Raw genomic sequence first — 15,282 nt, forward strand, 5'->3', positions numbered from 1 at the left:
GGGGGCTCCGGTCAGCCCGGGACCTGCTGCGGGGCCGCCAGCGAGCGGCGGTCGATCTTGCCGCCCGCGTTGCGCGGCAGCGCGGTCAGCGTCCTGAAGGCGACGGGGATCGAGGTGCCGAACCGGCGGCGCAGCACGGCCCGCCATACGGCCGGCGCCCCGTCGGGCTCTCCTTCGGGGGTGGGCCCGGGGACCACATGGGCGACGAGGCGGGAGACCAGGCCGTCGTCGCCGGTGTGCGCGGTCACGGCGCAGTCGGCGACCGACGGGTGCGCGGTCAGGGCCGCTTCGATGTCGGTCAGTTCCATGCGTACGCCGTAGAACTTGATGCGTGCGTCGCCCCGTCCGGCGAATTCGAGTACGCCGTCGGGGCGGCGGCGGCCGAGGTCGCCGGAGCGGTAGAAGCGGTCGTCGGGGGCCGGGGTCCCGGCCGCCAGGACGGTCACCGGGCGGAAGGCGTCGTCGTGGGGTGCTCCGCCGCCGGCGTAGCCGGGGGTGATGTAGGGGCTGCGGACGACGATGCTGCCGGTGGTCCCGGGCGGGCAGGGGCGGTCGTTCTCGTCCAGGACCAGGATCCGCCGCCCGGGGATGGCCCGGCCGGCCGGCACGGTCCCCGCTTCGGGGCCGGTGATCTCGTGCCAGGTCGCCAGGATCGTCTCGGTCGCGCCGTAGAGGTTGATGAGCCGTACGCCGGGCAGCGCCGCGCGGAGTCCGTTCGCGAGCTCTCCGGGCAGCGGCTCGCCCGCCAGCAGGAGGCAGTCGAGCGCGGCGGGGCGCGGCCCGTCGGCGGTGATCGCGCCCAGCAGCGTGCGGGCGAAGCTGGGGACGGTCTGGAAGTGGGTGATGCGCTCGGCGGCCAGCCAGGCGGCCAGCTTCTCGGGGTGGGCCCTGATCCGGTCGGGCACCGGGCACAGGGTGGCGCCGGCGGCCAGCGCCGCGAAGGTCTCGACGAGGCTGGCGTCATAGCCCGGGGAGGCCCATCCGGCGACGCGGGAGCCGGGGCCGATGCGGAATTCCTCGGTGAACCAGTCGGTGAACTGGGCGAGGGTGCGGTGCGTCTGCGGTATGCCCTTGGGGACGCCGGTGGAGCCGGAGGTGTGGGTGAGATACGCCCACCGGCCGCCCGCTTCGGCGAGCGACGCGCTCCGGGCGGCTCCGCACGCCGGTACGGGCAGTGCGCCGGGGTCGACGACCCGGCCGCCGAGCGCGTCCCGGTACCAGCTCGCCAGGGCGTCGTCCGACTGGCCGGGGTCCACGATCAGACAGACGGGCGCGGCGGCGGCCAGGGCGTCGCGGTCGCGGTCGCCCGCCGTGCCCGTGCCAAGGCAGATCGCGTACGCGCCCGCGGCGAAGACGCCGAGGAGGGCCGCGGCCCGGTCCGGGCCGCCGCTCATCCGCAGGGCGACGCCCGAGCCCGCGCCGGCGCCGGTCGCCCGGAGTTCGCGGGCGATCGCCACCGCCCGGGACTGGAGTCCGGCGTAGGTGACACGGGATCCGCCGGTGTCGACGGCGACCGCGTCGGGCACCGCGACGGCGAGGGCGCGCACCTGTTCGTGGACGGGGGCGAGGGCGGCGGCGCGGCTGCGGCGGGTGAGGGGGAGGCTGTCCACGGGCGCCCCGGGGTCGTCGAGCGCCGCGGTCAGCAGGGTGCGGAGTTTGTCGGCGACGGCGAGGGCGGACGCCCGGTCGAAGAGCGCGGCGCGGTACTCCAGGGATCCTCCGACGGAGGCGTCCTCGCGGCGTACGGTCAGCGTGAGGGCGGCCCGGACCGTGCTCTCGCGGGGCGGCCTGCGGGTGACGGTCAGCCGGGGCAGCCGCAGTTCGCTCTCCGGCGCGTCCTCGAAGACGAACAGGGCGTCGCAGAGCGGGGTGCCGTACGGCCGGTGGCGCGGGTCGGCTCCGAGGGCTTCGACGAGCTGCGCGAAGGGCAGTTCGCGGTGGTCGAAGGCGTCCCGTACCCGGCGGGCGACGCGGCGGAGGAGGTCGCGGAAGGAGGGCCGGCCGGTGAGGTCGGCGCGGAGCACCAGATGGTTGCGGAACGGGCCGACGGCGTCGGCGTACCCTTCCCCGGCGGGGCGCAGGGTCGCGGGGACGCCCACGGTCGCCGCGGTGGTGCGGCCGAGGCGGCAGAGCAGCGTCTGGTAGGCCGCGAGCAGGACGATGTACGGGGTGGTGCGCTCGGCCCGGCAGAGCGCGGCCAGCCGGGCCGCGGTGTCGCGGCCCCAGTCGAAGCGCACGACGCCGCCCCGGTCGGGCGCGACGGCGGAGCGCGGCGGGGCGGCCGGCAGGGCGAGCGGCTCGGGGAGCGGGGTCAGATGCGCCGTCCACCAGTCGAGCAGCTCCCGGTGGGCCGGGGAGGTGGGCTCTCCCCGCAGCCGGGCCGTGAGGTCCGGGTAGGGGCGGGCGGGCGCGGTCAGTTCGGCGGGCAGCGGGCGGGCGTGGGCGACCGCCGCGTAGTACGCGGAGAGCTCGCGGGTCAGCACGGCCATGGACCGCTCGTCGGTGACGGCCTGGTGCAGCCGGAGCGTGACCTGGTGTTCGCCGGCGCCGAGGCGGACGATGCCGAGCCGGGCGGCGGGGATCGGGGGGCCGGTGTCCGGCCCGGCGGCGGGGGCGGTCCGCAGCGCTTCGTGCCGCTGGACCACCGCCCGCCACGCGGTGCGCAGTGCCTGTGCGTCGAGCTCGCCGCGGACCGTGTAGACCCGGCACACCGGGTGCGCCGGGAGGCCCGGGGCGGCGTCGGGAAGGGGTCGGATCGTGCCGTACGCCCAGGGGGCGGTGCGTTCCCCGGCGTCCGCCGTTGCCTCGATCACGCCTCTTCCCTTCGTCGTCGGGCCGCGCGGATCAGCTCGCGATGAGGTCCTTGCGGGACCGGTCGCTCTGCGCCGGGCGGGGCACGGGGGCCGGGCGCTTCTGCCCGGATCCGCCGCCGGTGAGGGCGCCGGCCACCCCGCGCGCCGTGTTCCACAGCACCCGCAGCACGAGCGCGGGCTTCATCAGGGAGTCGGGGCGCTCCACGAGTCCCGCGGCCTTCATATAGGCGGCGGTGACCTCGCCGTCGACGACGGCGGCCTTCTGCACGAGCTTCAGATAGATCTGTCCCATGCGGACCTGCGCGGTGCGGTCGCCCTTCACTCCGGAGAAGGAGAGGTCGACCATGTTGGTCATCTCCCACGGCGGGTCGATGACGTCGTGGGCGAGGTCGCGGAAGTACTGGAGCGGCTGGGGGGAGGCTCCGGTGTGCAGATGGTCGCGGATGGTCAGGGCGCAGAGCGCGGAGACCGTCATGCCCTGGGCGTAGATCGGGTTGAAGCAGGTGATCGCGTCGCCGGTGACCAGGAGGCCGTCCGGGAAGCGGGTCAGCTTCTCGTAGCGGCGGCGCAGCGTCGTCGGGAAGCGGAACGCGACCGGCTCGTCGAGGGGTTCGGCATGCTGGAGCGCGTCGGCGATGTCCGGGACGGCCAGCGTCTTGAGCCAGTCGTACAGGCCCTGCTGGTCGGTGGGCGGGTGGTCGCCGAGGAGGCCGTAGGTGGTCAGCTCGACGCGGTCGCCGTCGGTCTTGGTGAAGATGGCGCCCCGGGGGACCTGGGGCGAGGCGGCCGGGTTGATGGACAGGTCGCCGTGGTACGGGTCGGCGAGCATCCGGTAGTGCTGGGTGACATAGCCGAGGCCGATCTTCTTGCGCTCCTCCTCGACCCGGCCGTAGCCCAGCTCCTCCAGCCAGATCGGGGTGCGGGAGCCGCGGCCCGTGGCGTCGACGACGAGGTCGGCTTCGATGACCTCCTCCTCGCCGCCGCCGGTGCGCTGGACCCGGGCGCCCGTGATCCGGCTGCGGTCCGGTGTGGTCTCCAGGCCGAGGATGTCGTGCTCCTCGATGAAGACGACGTTGGGCAGCGCCTCGGTGCGCTCACGGATGTGGCGCTCCAGCATGGGGCGGCTGGCGGCGACGCAGACCAGTCCGGCGCTCTGCTGCTTGAGCTGCTTGCCGTTGAAGTACCAGCGGACGTTGCCGGCGAGGTCGCCGGTGGGCACGCCGTCCGCGAACAGCTCTTCGGTGATGCCTGGGTACAGCTCTTCCATGATCTGCTGGCCGCGGGCCAGCAGGCCGTTGATGTGGCGTCCCTGAGGGGCGCTGCGGCGCGGTCCGTCCACCCCGACGAGCGCATCGCGGTCCACGATGAGCACTTCGTCGTAGGCGTCGGCGAGCACCCTCGCGGCGAAAAGGCCGGCGATGCTTCCGCCGAGTACCACCGCGCGCGTCCCAGTGCTGTCGCCCGTCACGGGTACCTCCTCGGGTATTAGGAATACGGATGACCGGAGTTCTGCGGAGCCGCCGTCCAAAACGGCCGGAGCCGAGTGTTTCGAGAGTGCCATCGAATACACGTCCGGCACGTCTTCTGAAATGCTCGTCGGTTCACTGAACAACGGGAAATCTGGATTTGGTGTACTCACGGTTGGCGATGGCCGAGAGAAAAACGGCGATTCCGGCGTGGCTGTGCTGCATGGAGAGGTCCCGCCAGACCCTTTCCATGCGTTCGCCTTCTTTCACTGCGCTGGAGCCGGCGGTGGGGAAGAGATGGCTTTCGACGGCACGCCAGCTCTGCTTCACCGCTTCACGGCAGATGGTGATGATCCGGAGTTCCCTTTCGGGGGTGAACTGTCCGGGCCCCGCCGCGGCGGCCTCGTCCCACTGCCGGATCGCGTTCAGGAAGGCGGCTTCGGCGGACGCGATGAGGCCGGCGGCCTCGCCGTACCAGAACTGGAAGTCGGGGTCCTCGCTGCGGACGGCGATCGGGGGGAACATGGTCCGCTTGGTGCGGAGCAGCTCCTCGTAGGCGTCGAGCGCGCCCTGTGCCATGCCGATGGCCAGCGCGGCGTCCTCCAGGACCATGAAGCTGAGCGGGCCGCCCCCGTACATCGGGTTGCCGTGCAGGGCGAGACCGGGGGTCCCGTTCAGGACGTCGACCTCGCTCATATGCATGGGCAGGGTCCAGTGGCCGGGGATGCGGCCGTTCTCGATGGCGATGCTGTGCGAGCCGCTGCCGCGGAGGCCGAGCTGCCGCCCCCAGTCGTCCAGCCGCCGGAACTCGCTGCTCGGGGCGATGAACATCATGGGCCGCGGGTCGGCGCCGGGGCCGCCGGGGATCAGGGTGTGGCCGACGAAGTGGGTGGCGTACGGCGATCCCGAGCAGTAGTTCCAGACGCCGTTGAGCACCCACTGTCCGTCGTCGGCGCGTTCGGCGGTGCCGCTGGGCGCGACGGTCGCGGGGCAGATGAAGTCTCCGTCGGCGAACACCTCGCGCTGGACGCGTTCGTCGAAGAGCGTCGCCACCGCGTGCGCGTGGGCGGCGCCCAGGCAGTACATCCAGCCCGTGGAGGGGCAGCCTCTGCTGAGCGCCATCACCACGCGCATGAACGTGCCGACGCCGAATTCATAGCCCCCGTATCTGCGCGGGACCAGGATCCGGTAGAAGCCCGCCGCCCGGAACGCCTCATGGGTGTCGGGGGCGTAGAAGGTGCGCTGCTCGGTCTCGGCCTGACGGGCGGTCAGGGTGGGGGCGATGGCCTCGGCCCGGGCGAGGATGTCGTCCGGGGTGAGTCCGGGCTCGGGGGGAAGGGACATGTCATGGCCGGGGACATTCGCGGTCACTGTCATCGCTGCGCGGATCCTTTTCCTCGGGCGGGGCACCACCGCCGGGGCCGCGGCATCCGGTCCCATGGGTGCGTCTGTCGTGCCGGGTCACGCCATGCAGGCAGAGTCACAGCGGCCCGGTTGAGCACGCATCTCCTGAATTGCGGTGCCACCCCCCATGGCCTCGGGAAAGAGAGCAATCGCCGAGATGTGACCCGGCCCGCGGAGCGTCAAGGATGGACGGGAACAGCGATGCCGTAGGGGCGCGCGACGCTGTTTCCGGTTCAGGCCGGTTTCCGGTTCAGGCCCCGTTCCGTCCCCGAAGTGGAGGACCCATGCGCCCATGCTGCCGCGCAGCCGCGTCGTCGCCGGCAGTGCCGGACACCGCTGTCACCGCCGTCACCGCCGGGGTGAGTGATCTGCCGCGGATCGAACCCGCGCGGCCCGGTGTCACGGTCATCGAGGCATGGCTCTCCGAGTTCCCCTTCCCCGGCTTCCTCGACGCGGTGCGCGAGCGCGCCGCCGAGTTCGAGCGGACCCATCCGCGGTACCGGATCGTCATCCGGGGCTTCTCGTACGAGAAGCTTCCCGCGAAGGTCGTACGGGCGGCGGCGAGCGGCTCCGCCCCGGCGATCGCCTCGTACTACTCGGGCGCCTCCCAGCTGGCCCGCGACACCCGCACCGCGGACGGGGCGCCGCTGTTCGTCTCGGTCGAGAAGGCGATCGGCGGCCGGTCCGAGATCCTCGGCGAGCCGGTCGTGATCGACGATGTGCTGGCGGGGGTGCGGGAGTACTACACCTACGACGGCGATCTCGCCTCGATGCCGATGACGCTGTCCACGATGCTGCTGTACGCCAACACCACGCTGCTGGAGCGGGCGGGCGTGCCGCGCACCCCGCGCAGCTGGGACGAGGTGGAGCTGGCGTGCAAGGCGGTCGCCGGGCTCCCGGACGGGCCGGCGCACGGCATCGCCTGGCCGGTCGACGGAAAGTTCATGCAGCATGCGCTCGCCCAGCAGGGCGGGCTGCTCACCGACGCGTCGAACGGGCACGCGGGCCGTTCCCTGCGCGTCGATCTGACCTCGCCGGAGCTGCTGGCCTATGTGCGGTGGTGGCAGCGGCTGCACCAGGAGGGCCACTATCTGCACACCGGCGTCATGGAGGACTGGGCGGGCACGTTCGGGGCGCTGGCCGGGCAGCGGGTGGCGCTGCGGTTCAGCTCGTCCTTCGACGCCAACTACATGGTGCGTGCGGCGCAGGATGCCGGGTTCGGCCTGGAGGTGGGCCCGCTGCCGCACAACGACACCGTGCCCTGGGCCGGCAACTGGATCGGCGGGGACTCGCTCTGGCTGGCGGACGGCCTGGACGAGGCGACCCGGGACGGCGCGCTGGCCTTCATGCAGTATCTGAGCAGCCCGCTCAACATCGCCCGGCGGCACAAGGCCAGCGGCTCCGCGCCGGTGACCGGGGCGTCGGTCGCGCTGCTGGAGGAAGAGGGCTGGTTCGACGAGCATCCGCACCACCGGGTCCCCGTGGAGCAGCTGGCGCTGCGCGGCGGTCCGCCGTCCGCGCACGGCGCGCTCGCCGGGGGGCTGCACGGCATCCAGATGGAGATGATGGCGGCGATGGAGGACGTCCTGACCCAGGGCGCTCCGGCGGGGGAACGGTTCGCCCGGGCGGAGGCCGAGGCGCAGCGGATCCTGGACGAGTACAACGCCTGGGCGCTGGGGACGGGGCCGCTGACGCCGGAGACTCTCGCGGTACGCATCTGACGCACAGCGCTTTCCGGCCATGAGGCCGGTCCGTTTGCACGGCCGCCGACCTGGGCTGCCGTGTGAAGAACCGCATTCCAGAAGATGCGGGCCGGTGGAATCGGGACCGAGGATGCATCGCGGGACAGTCCTCGCGGATGGCTCGATCCCAACTCTCCACCGGCCCCCCGACGACAGGGATTCCTTATGAACGACACCTCGAACGCTCTCCCACCCGTGGTGTCACGGGAGGAGTGGCTCGCCGCTCGTAAGGCACTGCTCGCCCGGGAACGGGAGGCCACCCGGCTCAGGGACGCGGTCAACGCGGAACGCCGCCGGATGCCCATGGTGAAGGTGGAGAAGGAGTATCTCTTCGAAGGGCCGGACGGCAAGGAGTCCCTGCTCGATCTCTTCGAGGGACGCCGTCAGCTCTATGTCCACAGCTTCATGTGGGTCGACGCGCTCGACACGGGGTGCCCGGTCTGCACGGCCACCTCCGACATCAACTTCACGCCGTCCATGCTCAGCCAGCTGCACCGGCGCGATGTCTCCCTGGCGGTGATCTCCCGCACCTCGCTGGCGAGCATCGAGCGGTACAAGGCGGAGAAGGGCTGGTCGTTCCCCTGGTACTCCACGGGCGGCAATGACTTCCCGTACGACTACCAGCTCACGGTGGACGACGAGCGGGGCGCGACGGAGTACAACTACCGGGACCGTGAGGACCTGACCCGGCGTGGTTTCGGGGAGACCTTCTCCGAGCTCGATCTGCCGGGGAATCTGGTCTTCCTGCGCGACGGGGACGATGTCTACCAGACGTACGGGGCCTATGCGCGCGGTCTCGACCACATCGTGCCGTACTACAACTTCCTGGATCTGACGCCGCTCGGCCGGCAGGAGGACTGGGAGGAGACTCCCGAGGGCTGGACGACCTATCCGTTCGGCCACTTCTTCTGAGATTCGCCGGGGATTCGCCGGGGGCTGCCGAGGGTCTGCTGAGAGCCCGCCGGGAGCCCCCGGGGTCCCGGGAGTCCCCGCCGGGATCGGCCACTTCGTCATGTGAAGACCCGTCATGTGAAGAGAGGACGACCGACGTGTCCCAGAACGACATCGCGGCTCTCGGACCGGCCACGATAGCCGCCGACGACCCCCGCTACACCAGCATGGTGCGCGGCATGAACCACCGGTTCACCGGCCGGCCGGACTATGTCCGGGTGGTGTCGACGACCGAGCAGGTGCGGGCGGCGGTGGGCGAGGCGGTCGCGGCCGGCAAGCGGGTCTCCGTCCGCAGCGGCGGGCACGGCTTCGAGGACTTCACCACCTCCGGCGTCGAAGTGCTGCTCGACCTCTCCGAGATGGACCGGGTCGGCTATGACCCGGTCCGGCGGGCCTTTGTGATCGAGGCGGGCGCGACCCTCGGCCATGTCTACCGGGTGCTGTTCAAGGGCTGGGGAGTGACCGTGCCCGCCGGGGAGTGCCCCGAGGTGGGCGTGGGCGGTCACTTCACCGGCGGCGGCTTCGGCAATCTGTCGCGCAGCCTGGGCCTGGTCGTGGACTACATGGAAGCCGTGGAGGTCGTGGTCGTCGACCGCGACGGCACGGCGCGCACCATCGTGGCCTCCCGCGATCCGGAGGATCCGCACCACGATCTGTGGTGGGCGAACACCGGAGGCGGCGGCGGCAACTTCGGGGTGGTGACCCGGTTCTGGATGCGTACGCCCGGAACGGAGGAGCTGGAGCCGCAGCGGCAGCTGCCGCGGGCTCCCGCCCAGTGGCGCAGCGGGATGGCCGTCTGGTCCTGGGACGGTCTGAGCGAGGACGCGTTCGCCGCGCTGCTGGGCGACTTCGGCGCCTGGTTCGAGCGGAACAGCGCCCCCGGCTCCCCCTATGAGAAGGTCCACGGCTTTCTGCACGCCTCGCACCGCTCGGGCTTCGGGGTGACCGTGGGCTCGATGATCGACGACAGCCTCCCCGACGCGGCGAAGCTGATGGACGCGTTCTTCGACGAGGTCTCCGCCCGGGTGGGGGTGGAGCCGATGTTCCGGACCCAGCAGGTGAAGCCCTGGCTGTACTTCTCCTCGTATCCGGGGTGGGGCGACCCCGGCGGCCCGGACACCCGCCGGATCAAGATCAAGGCCGCGTATCTGCGCCAGGGGTACTCCGACCGTCAGATCGGCGCGGTCCACCGCCATCTGAGCGCCGAGGGCTCCGAGGCGGCGCAGCTGATCCTGATCGGCTACGGCGGACAGGTGAACACGGTCGCGCCGGAGGCGACGGCGACCGCGCAGCGGGACTCGGTCATCAAGGCCGCCTATCTCTCGGTGTGGTCCGCGGAGGAGCAGGACGGGCCGAACATGACGGCGCTGCGGGAGATGTACCGCGAGGTGTACGCGGAGACCGGCGGGGTGCCGGCGCCCGGCGGGGGCAGCGACGGATCGTATGTGAACTACGCCGACGCCGATCTGGCCGATCCGGTCTGGAACACCTCGGGGGTGCCCTGGCACACGCTCTACTACAAGGACAACTACCCGCGGCTCCAGCGGATCAAGGAGCGTTACGACCCGCGGAACGAGTTCCGCCACGGGCTCTCCATCGAGCTGCCCGGCTGATCCTCTCTCCTCGCAGAGCGGCGCCCCGGCCCCCCACCTGGTGGGGGGCCGGGGCGCCGGTCCGCGGGAGGCTTCGACGGAACGGTCTAGGCGTCGGCCACCGCGGGGATGATCTTCTCGCCGACGATGTCGACCTGGGCGTGCGGCCGGGAGCCCGTGACGATGCCGATCACGGTGGTCACGCCGAAGGCGCCGAGCGCGAGGATCTCCTCGGTCAGCTCGCCCGCCTTCGCGCCGTTCTCGCCCGCGTCGAAGTGCATGACGCAGGTCTTCTCGATGGCGTCGTAGTCGCGGCCCTCGGTCTCGCAGTGGCCGCGCAGCACATCGAGCTTATGGGCGAGGTCCGGTCCCGGGTAGAGGTTGCAGGCGTCGGCGTAGCGGGCGACCAGGCGCAGGGTCCGCTTCTCCCCGCCGCCGCCGATCATGATCGGGGGGTGGGGCCGGGAGAGGTTCTGCGGCAGGTTCAGGGGCCGCTCCAGCTGGTAGTGCTCCCCCTCGAAGGGCCGTTCGTCGCCGCGTTCGCCGTCCCACATCCGCAGACAGATCTGGACGGCTTCCTCCAGCATGCCGAAGCGCTCCCCCAGCGGGGGGAACGGGATGCCGAGGCCGCGCGCCTCCTCCTCGTACCAGCCCGCTCCGATGCCGAGCGCGGCCCGGCCGCCGGAGAGTACGTCGAGGGTGGTCACGGACTTGGCGAGCAGGCCGGGCGCGCGGAAGTGGACGCCCGCGACCAGGGGCATGAGCCGGCAGCGCCGGGTGTGGGCGGCCAGGACGCCGAGGGTGGTGAAGCACTCCGGCTGCGCAGCTCGGGCCCGCCCATGAGGGGGCCCTGCCACACATGGTCGGGGACGCTGATGACGTCGAATCCGGCGTCGTCGGCGGAGCGCGCGAGCCGTGCGAGCGAGTCCCCCATGCGGGGCGCTCCGCCCTCCCAGTCGAAGTCCCCGATGCACAGGCCAATCTTCATGACAGATCTCCCAACAGGTCTTCGGTGAGGTGGGGTTCGCGGGTGGGGCACGCCTCGCGGGCGCAGGGGCCGGTCGTCCTGCCGGAAGCGTAGGACGGGCGCGGGCTGCGGCTTTCTCCCAGCGTGCTGGGGCCGGGGGCCGGGGGGGCCGAGCGCATTCGGCCGCCCGGCTCACCCGGCTGCCCGGCTGACCGTGTGGTCGGACCGCCCGTACACCGCCGTCATGCCGTACGTACGCCCGTACGGTACGGCCGTTCGCCGCCCGTCAGCCGGGGACGGAGCCGACCAGGCCGCCGTCGACGACGAGCTCCTGTCCGGTGATGTAGGAGGACCGGGCGGAGAGCAGGAAGGCGACGGCGTCGGCGACGTCCCCGGGGGCGCCGAGACGGCCGAGCGCGACCTGTCCGCGGAAGAACTCCCGTACCTCGTCGACGGGGGCGACCGTGTCGAACATCTCGGTCCTGATGTGGCCCGGGGTGATCGCGTTGACCCTGATGCCGCGGCCCGCCAGATCGGGGGCGAGGGAGCGGGGCAGATTGAGGACGGCGGCCTTGGTCGCCGCGTACACCGAACCGGGGCCCATGCCCCGGTGCACCAGCCAGGAGGCGTTCAGCACGATGGACGCGCCGTCCGCGAGCAGCGGCAGCGCCTTCTGCACGGTGAAGAAGACGCCCTTGAAGTTGGTGCCGACTACCGCGTCGAAGTCTTCCTCGGTGACGTCCCCCGTACGGGCGTTGAGCGAGATGCCCGCGTTGGCGAACACTCCGTGCAGAACGCCGAAGCGCTCCTTCACCCGGGCGGCCACCGTGTCGAGGTCGGCGGTGCGGGAGACGTCGGCGGAGACGGTCAGCACCCGCTCGCCCGCGTCCAGCTCCTTCGCCGCGGCGGCGAGCCGGTCGGCTCCGCGGCCGACGAGCGCGACCTGGGCGCCGTCGTCCAGCAGCCGTCGCGCGGTCGACAGACCGATGCCGCTGCCGCCGCCGGTGATCAGTACGTTCTTGCCCTGGAAGTCAGTCATGCGGTCAGGGTCGGTCCCGTCGCGCGCGCGGCGCATCTCACGGAGTGCGGTGATGTCCGCCCGTACCCCACACGTGCCTCGCCAGGGCCTCGTCGAGGGTGGAAACCACCGCACACCGCGCAATCACGAAGATGCGGACGCCGTACCTCCGCTGCGAACGTCGAACGGCCTGGTACGGTCCGCCGGCGACGGCGCTGCGGACTTCACCCCGACGACCCCGGGAGCCCCGTTGCGCACCGTGCACCGCACCTGCCCCATCTGCGACTCCGTCTGCGGGCTGAAGATCACCCTCGGCGACGACGGCCGGGTCGAAAGCGTCCGGGGCGATCAGGACGACCCCCTGTCCAAGGGCTATATCTGCCCCAAGGGCGCGAGCCTCGGCCGGATCGACGAGGACCCCGACCGGCTGACCGTACCGATGATCCGCACCGGGGAGCGGTGGCGCGAGGTCTCCTGGGACGAGGCGTTCACGGCCGTGGAGCGGGGGCTGCACGGGGTCGTCGAGCGGCACGGCCGCCAGGCGCTCGCCGCCTACTTCGGCAATCCCACCTTCCACACCATGTCCGGCATCCTCTACCGGGGGCCGCTCGCCCAGTCGCTCGGCACGACCAATCTCTTCAGCGCCAGCTCCATCGACCAGATACCCAAGCATGTCGCGGGCGGGCTGATGTACGGCAGCGGCACCGCCATCTCCGTACCCGATCTGGACCGCACCGACTTTCTGCTGATCCTGGGCGCCAACCCGATGGTGTCGCACGGATCGCTCTGCGCCGCGCCGGACTTCCCCGGACGGCTGCGGGCGCTGCGCCGCCGCGGCGGGCGGATCGTCGTGGTCGATCCGCGCCGTACCCGCACCGCCGATGTCGCCGACGACCATCTGTTCATCCGGCCCGGCACCGACGCCGCCCTGCTGATGGCCATGGTGCGCACCCTGTTCGCCGAGGATCTCACCGCCCCCCGGGTCCCGGTCGAGGGCCTGGCGGAACTGCGGGCGTACGCGGAGCCGTTCACCCCCGAGGCGGTGGCGCCGGTCTGCGGGGTGCCGGCCGAGCGGATCGTCCAGCTGACCCGTGAGCTGGCGGCAGCGCCCGCCGCCGCCGTGTACACCCGTATGGGCACCTGCACCGCCGACTTCGGCACCCTGACGCAGTGGCTCGTCGAGGCCCTCAACGTCCTCACCGGCAACGTCGACCGGCCCGGCGGCGTCATGTTCCCCAAGCCCGCCACGATGGAGGTCCCCTGGGGGCCCCGTCCCTTCACCATGGGGCGCTGGCGGAGCCGGGTGCGGGGGCTGCCCGAGGCGCTGGGCGAACTGCCGCTGGCCACCCTCGCCGACGAGATCGAGACCCCGGGCGAGGGGCAGGTCAGAGCGCTGGTGACGGTCGCGGGGAACCCGGTGGTCTCCGCCCCCAACGGCCCCCGGCTGGGGCGGGCGCTGGCGGATCTGGACTTCATGGTCTGCGTCGATCCGTATCTCAACGAGACCACCCGGCTCGCCGATGTGATCCTGCCGCCGCCCCGGATGCTCCAGATGGCGCACTACGATTTCCTGCTGCTGACGGTCACGGTGCGCAACTACACCCGGTTCTCGCCGCAGGCCCTGCCGCTGGAGCCCGGGCAGCTCTCCGAGGGGCACATCATGGCCAGGCTCTCGCTGATCGCCGCCGGGCAGAGCGCGGACGCCGATCCCGCGCAGCTGGACGAGATGATCCTCGGTCAGCTGCTCTCCGCCGGGGTGCAGATCCCGGGCTCGCCCGCCGAAGGCGGGGATGTGGAGACGCTCAGATCCCAGCTCAGCGGGGAGAGCGGGCCCGAGCTGATCCTGGACGCCATGCTGAAGCTCGGCCCGTACGGGCTCTCCCTCGACCGGCTGCGCGAGCACCCCAACGGGCTGGACCTCGGGCCGCTCATGCCCCGGCTGGCGGAGGTGATGAGCACCGAGTCGGGGCGGGTGCGGCTCGCCCACCCGGATCTGACGCCGGAGGTGGAGCGGCTCACCGCACGCCTCGCCGCGCCCTCCGCCCCGACCCTGCTGATCGGCCGCCGCCAGCTGCGCTCCAACAACAGCTGGCTGCACAATGTCTCCGCCCTCGTCGGCGGCAGCAATGTCTGCACCCTTCAGATCCACCCCGACGACGTGGCCCGGCACGGCCTGGACGCGTGGGCCACGGTCCGCTCGGCGGCCGGTGAGCTCGTCGTCCCCCTGGAGCCCACCGAGACGATCATGCCGGGGGTGGTCAGCCTGCCCCACGGATGGGGGCACGCCGGCTCGGCGCAGGGGGTCGCGGCGCGGCATCCGGGGGTCAACGCCAACGCTCTCACCGATGAGACGGTCACCGACGCCATCTCCGGAAACGCCGTGTTCAACGGCGTTCCCGTCACCCTCGCGCCCGCCGATCCCCCGCCGTCCGCCGACGCCCCGCCGGAGCAAGAGCACGATGGAAGAAGACAATCCGGTGACCGGCGTGCCACGGTTGTCGGTGTGGACACCGCTTCGACGCCGGGTTCACCCGCAGGGCGTCCCCCAGCGGTCCGCGCGCGCGGGGCCGGCGTCCGATAGGGCGCCGTCGCTGTGCGCGGCCCGGCCCGTCGTCGCCGGTGTGCGACAGGAAACAGACTGAAGGAGACTCCCATGGCCAAGTTCGCGGTTCTGCTCTATGTTCCCGCGCCTGCCAACCCGCTGGAACTCACTCCCGAGGAGCTTGAGGGCCACGAGAAGTTCGGCGCCAAGCTGGGGGAGCTGGGTGGCACGATCGTCGACGGTCATGCTCTGCTCTCCAGCACCGAGGCCGTCACCATCCGTGACGGTGTCGCCGTCGACGGTCCGTGGGGCGACGGCAAGGAGGTCGTGACGGGCTTCATGGTGCTGGAGGCCCGTGACCGCGACCACGCGATCGAGATCGCCAAGCACGCCCCGGGCGCGGGTGTGGAGGTGCGTCCGCTCTTCGAGCCGCCGGCCGAGTGATCTGACACGGCATCACGGCTTTGGCGGCGGACGCCGGGGCCGGGGTGGCGCAGCTTCCTCCCGAGTGCCTGTGGGGACAGGACACACCCGAGGGGAGATGAAACGGACTGCCTGAGTCTGTTTCAACCGCTGAAGGGAGCGGGGCAGGCCGTATACGGTCTGCCCCGCTCCCTTCGCGCGTTCCCGGGCCGGATGGGGCGCCCGGCGCTCCCGTCGGGCCCCGTCGTGCCCCTTTGTCCGGGAACTCCGGGAACTACGGGAGCGCCGGGAACACCGCAAGTCGCGAGATGCAGCCGTGAGCGGTCCGGAACAAGCTGGTCGCGGCAACCAACTGATCAGGGAC

The 15,282-nt window shown here is 71.9% G+C and carries 10 protein-coding genes; 5 read left to right on the top strand and 5 right to left on the bottom strand.

Annotated elements, in window-relative coordinates; genetic code table 11:
• Positions 1-11: 11 nt before the first annotated feature.
• From FF041_RS32025 to FF041_RS32035, 3 genes are all read right to left on the bottom strand, one after another.
• On the bottom strand, positions 12-2,813 hold the full coding sequence (locus FF041_RS32025) for an AMP-binding protein (protein WP_153525968.1): 2,802 nt from the start codon (positions 2,811-2,813) through the stop codon (positions 12-14).
• A gap of 31 nt (positions 2,814-2,844) precedes the next feature.
• Complete coding sequence (locus tag FF041_RS32030) at positions 2,845-4,299, bottom strand: FAD-dependent oxidoreductase (RefSeq protein ID WP_407698216.1); 1,455 nt, start codon at positions 4,297-4,299, stop codon at positions 2,845-2,847.
• Between the two features lie 115 nt (positions 4,300-4,414).
• Positions 4,415-5,656, bottom strand: coding sequence for an acyl-CoA dehydrogenase family protein (locus FF041_RS32035; RefSeq protein ID WP_153525970.1), 1,242 nt, complete (start codon positions 5,654-5,656; stop codon positions 4,415-4,417).
• A 350-nt stretch (positions 5,657-6,006) separates the two neighbouring features.
• On the opposite strand from FF041_RS32035, the gene FF041_RS32040 reads away from it, so the two are divergent.
• The 3 genes from FF041_RS32040 to FF041_RS32050 all read left to right on the top strand — a co-directional run bounded on the left by FF041_RS32040 (position 6,007) and on the right by FF041_RS32050 (position 9,989).
• Positions 6,007-7,404, top strand: coding sequence for an extracellular solute-binding protein (locus tag FF041_RS32040; RefSeq protein ID WP_323393296.1), 1,398 nt, complete (start codon positions 6,007-6,009; stop codon positions 7,402-7,404).
• Between the two features lie 186 nt (positions 7,405-7,590).
• Entirely contained in the window at positions 7,591-8,337 is a 747-nt protein-coding gene (locus FF041_RS32045; protein WP_153525972.1) for a DUF899 domain-containing protein, read from the top strand.
• Between the two features lie 137 nt (positions 8,338-8,474).
• Entirely contained in the window at positions 8,475-9,989 is a 1,515-nt protein-coding gene (locus FF041_RS32050; RefSeq protein WP_323393298.1) for an FAD-binding protein, read from the top strand.
• A gap of 86 nt (positions 9,990-10,075) precedes the next feature.
• Here FF041_RS32050 and FF041_RS32055 read toward each other — a convergent pair whose 3' ends face one another.
• A complete protein-coding gene (locus FF041_RS32055) occupies positions 10,076-10,825 on the bottom strand; it encodes an LLM class F420-dependent oxidoreductase (RefSeq protein ID WP_323393300.1) in 750 nt (249 codons plus the stop codon).
• Between the two features lie 396 nt (positions 10,826-11,221).
• Positions 11,222-11,974, bottom strand: coding sequence for an SDR family NAD(P)-dependent oxidoreductase (locus FF041_RS32060; protein ID WP_153525973.1), 753 nt, complete (start codon positions 11,972-11,974; stop codon positions 11,222-11,224).
• A 229-nt stretch (positions 11,975-12,203) separates the two neighbouring features.
• Here FF041_RS32060 and FF041_RS32065 point away from each other — a divergent pair, with 229 nt between their 5' ends.
• Positions 12,204-14,534: a molybdopterin-dependent oxidoreductase gene (locus FF041_RS32065; RefSeq protein ID WP_194292256.1), complete on the top strand. Its 2,331-nt coding sequence runs from the start codon at positions 12,204-12,206 to the stop codon at positions 14,532-14,534.
• A gap of 72 nt (positions 14,535-14,606) precedes the next feature.
• A complete protein-coding gene (locus tag FF041_RS32070; RefSeq protein ID WP_153480977.1) occupies positions 14,607-14,939 on the top strand; it encodes a YciI family protein in 333 nt (110 codons plus the stop codon).
• Positions 14,940-15,282: the final 343 nt, after the last annotated feature.

Source organism: Streptomyces jumonjinensis (assembly GCF_009600885.1).
Classification (GTDB): Bacteria; Actinomycetota; Actinomycetes; order Streptomycetales; family Streptomycetaceae; genus Streptomyces; species Streptomyces jumonjinensis.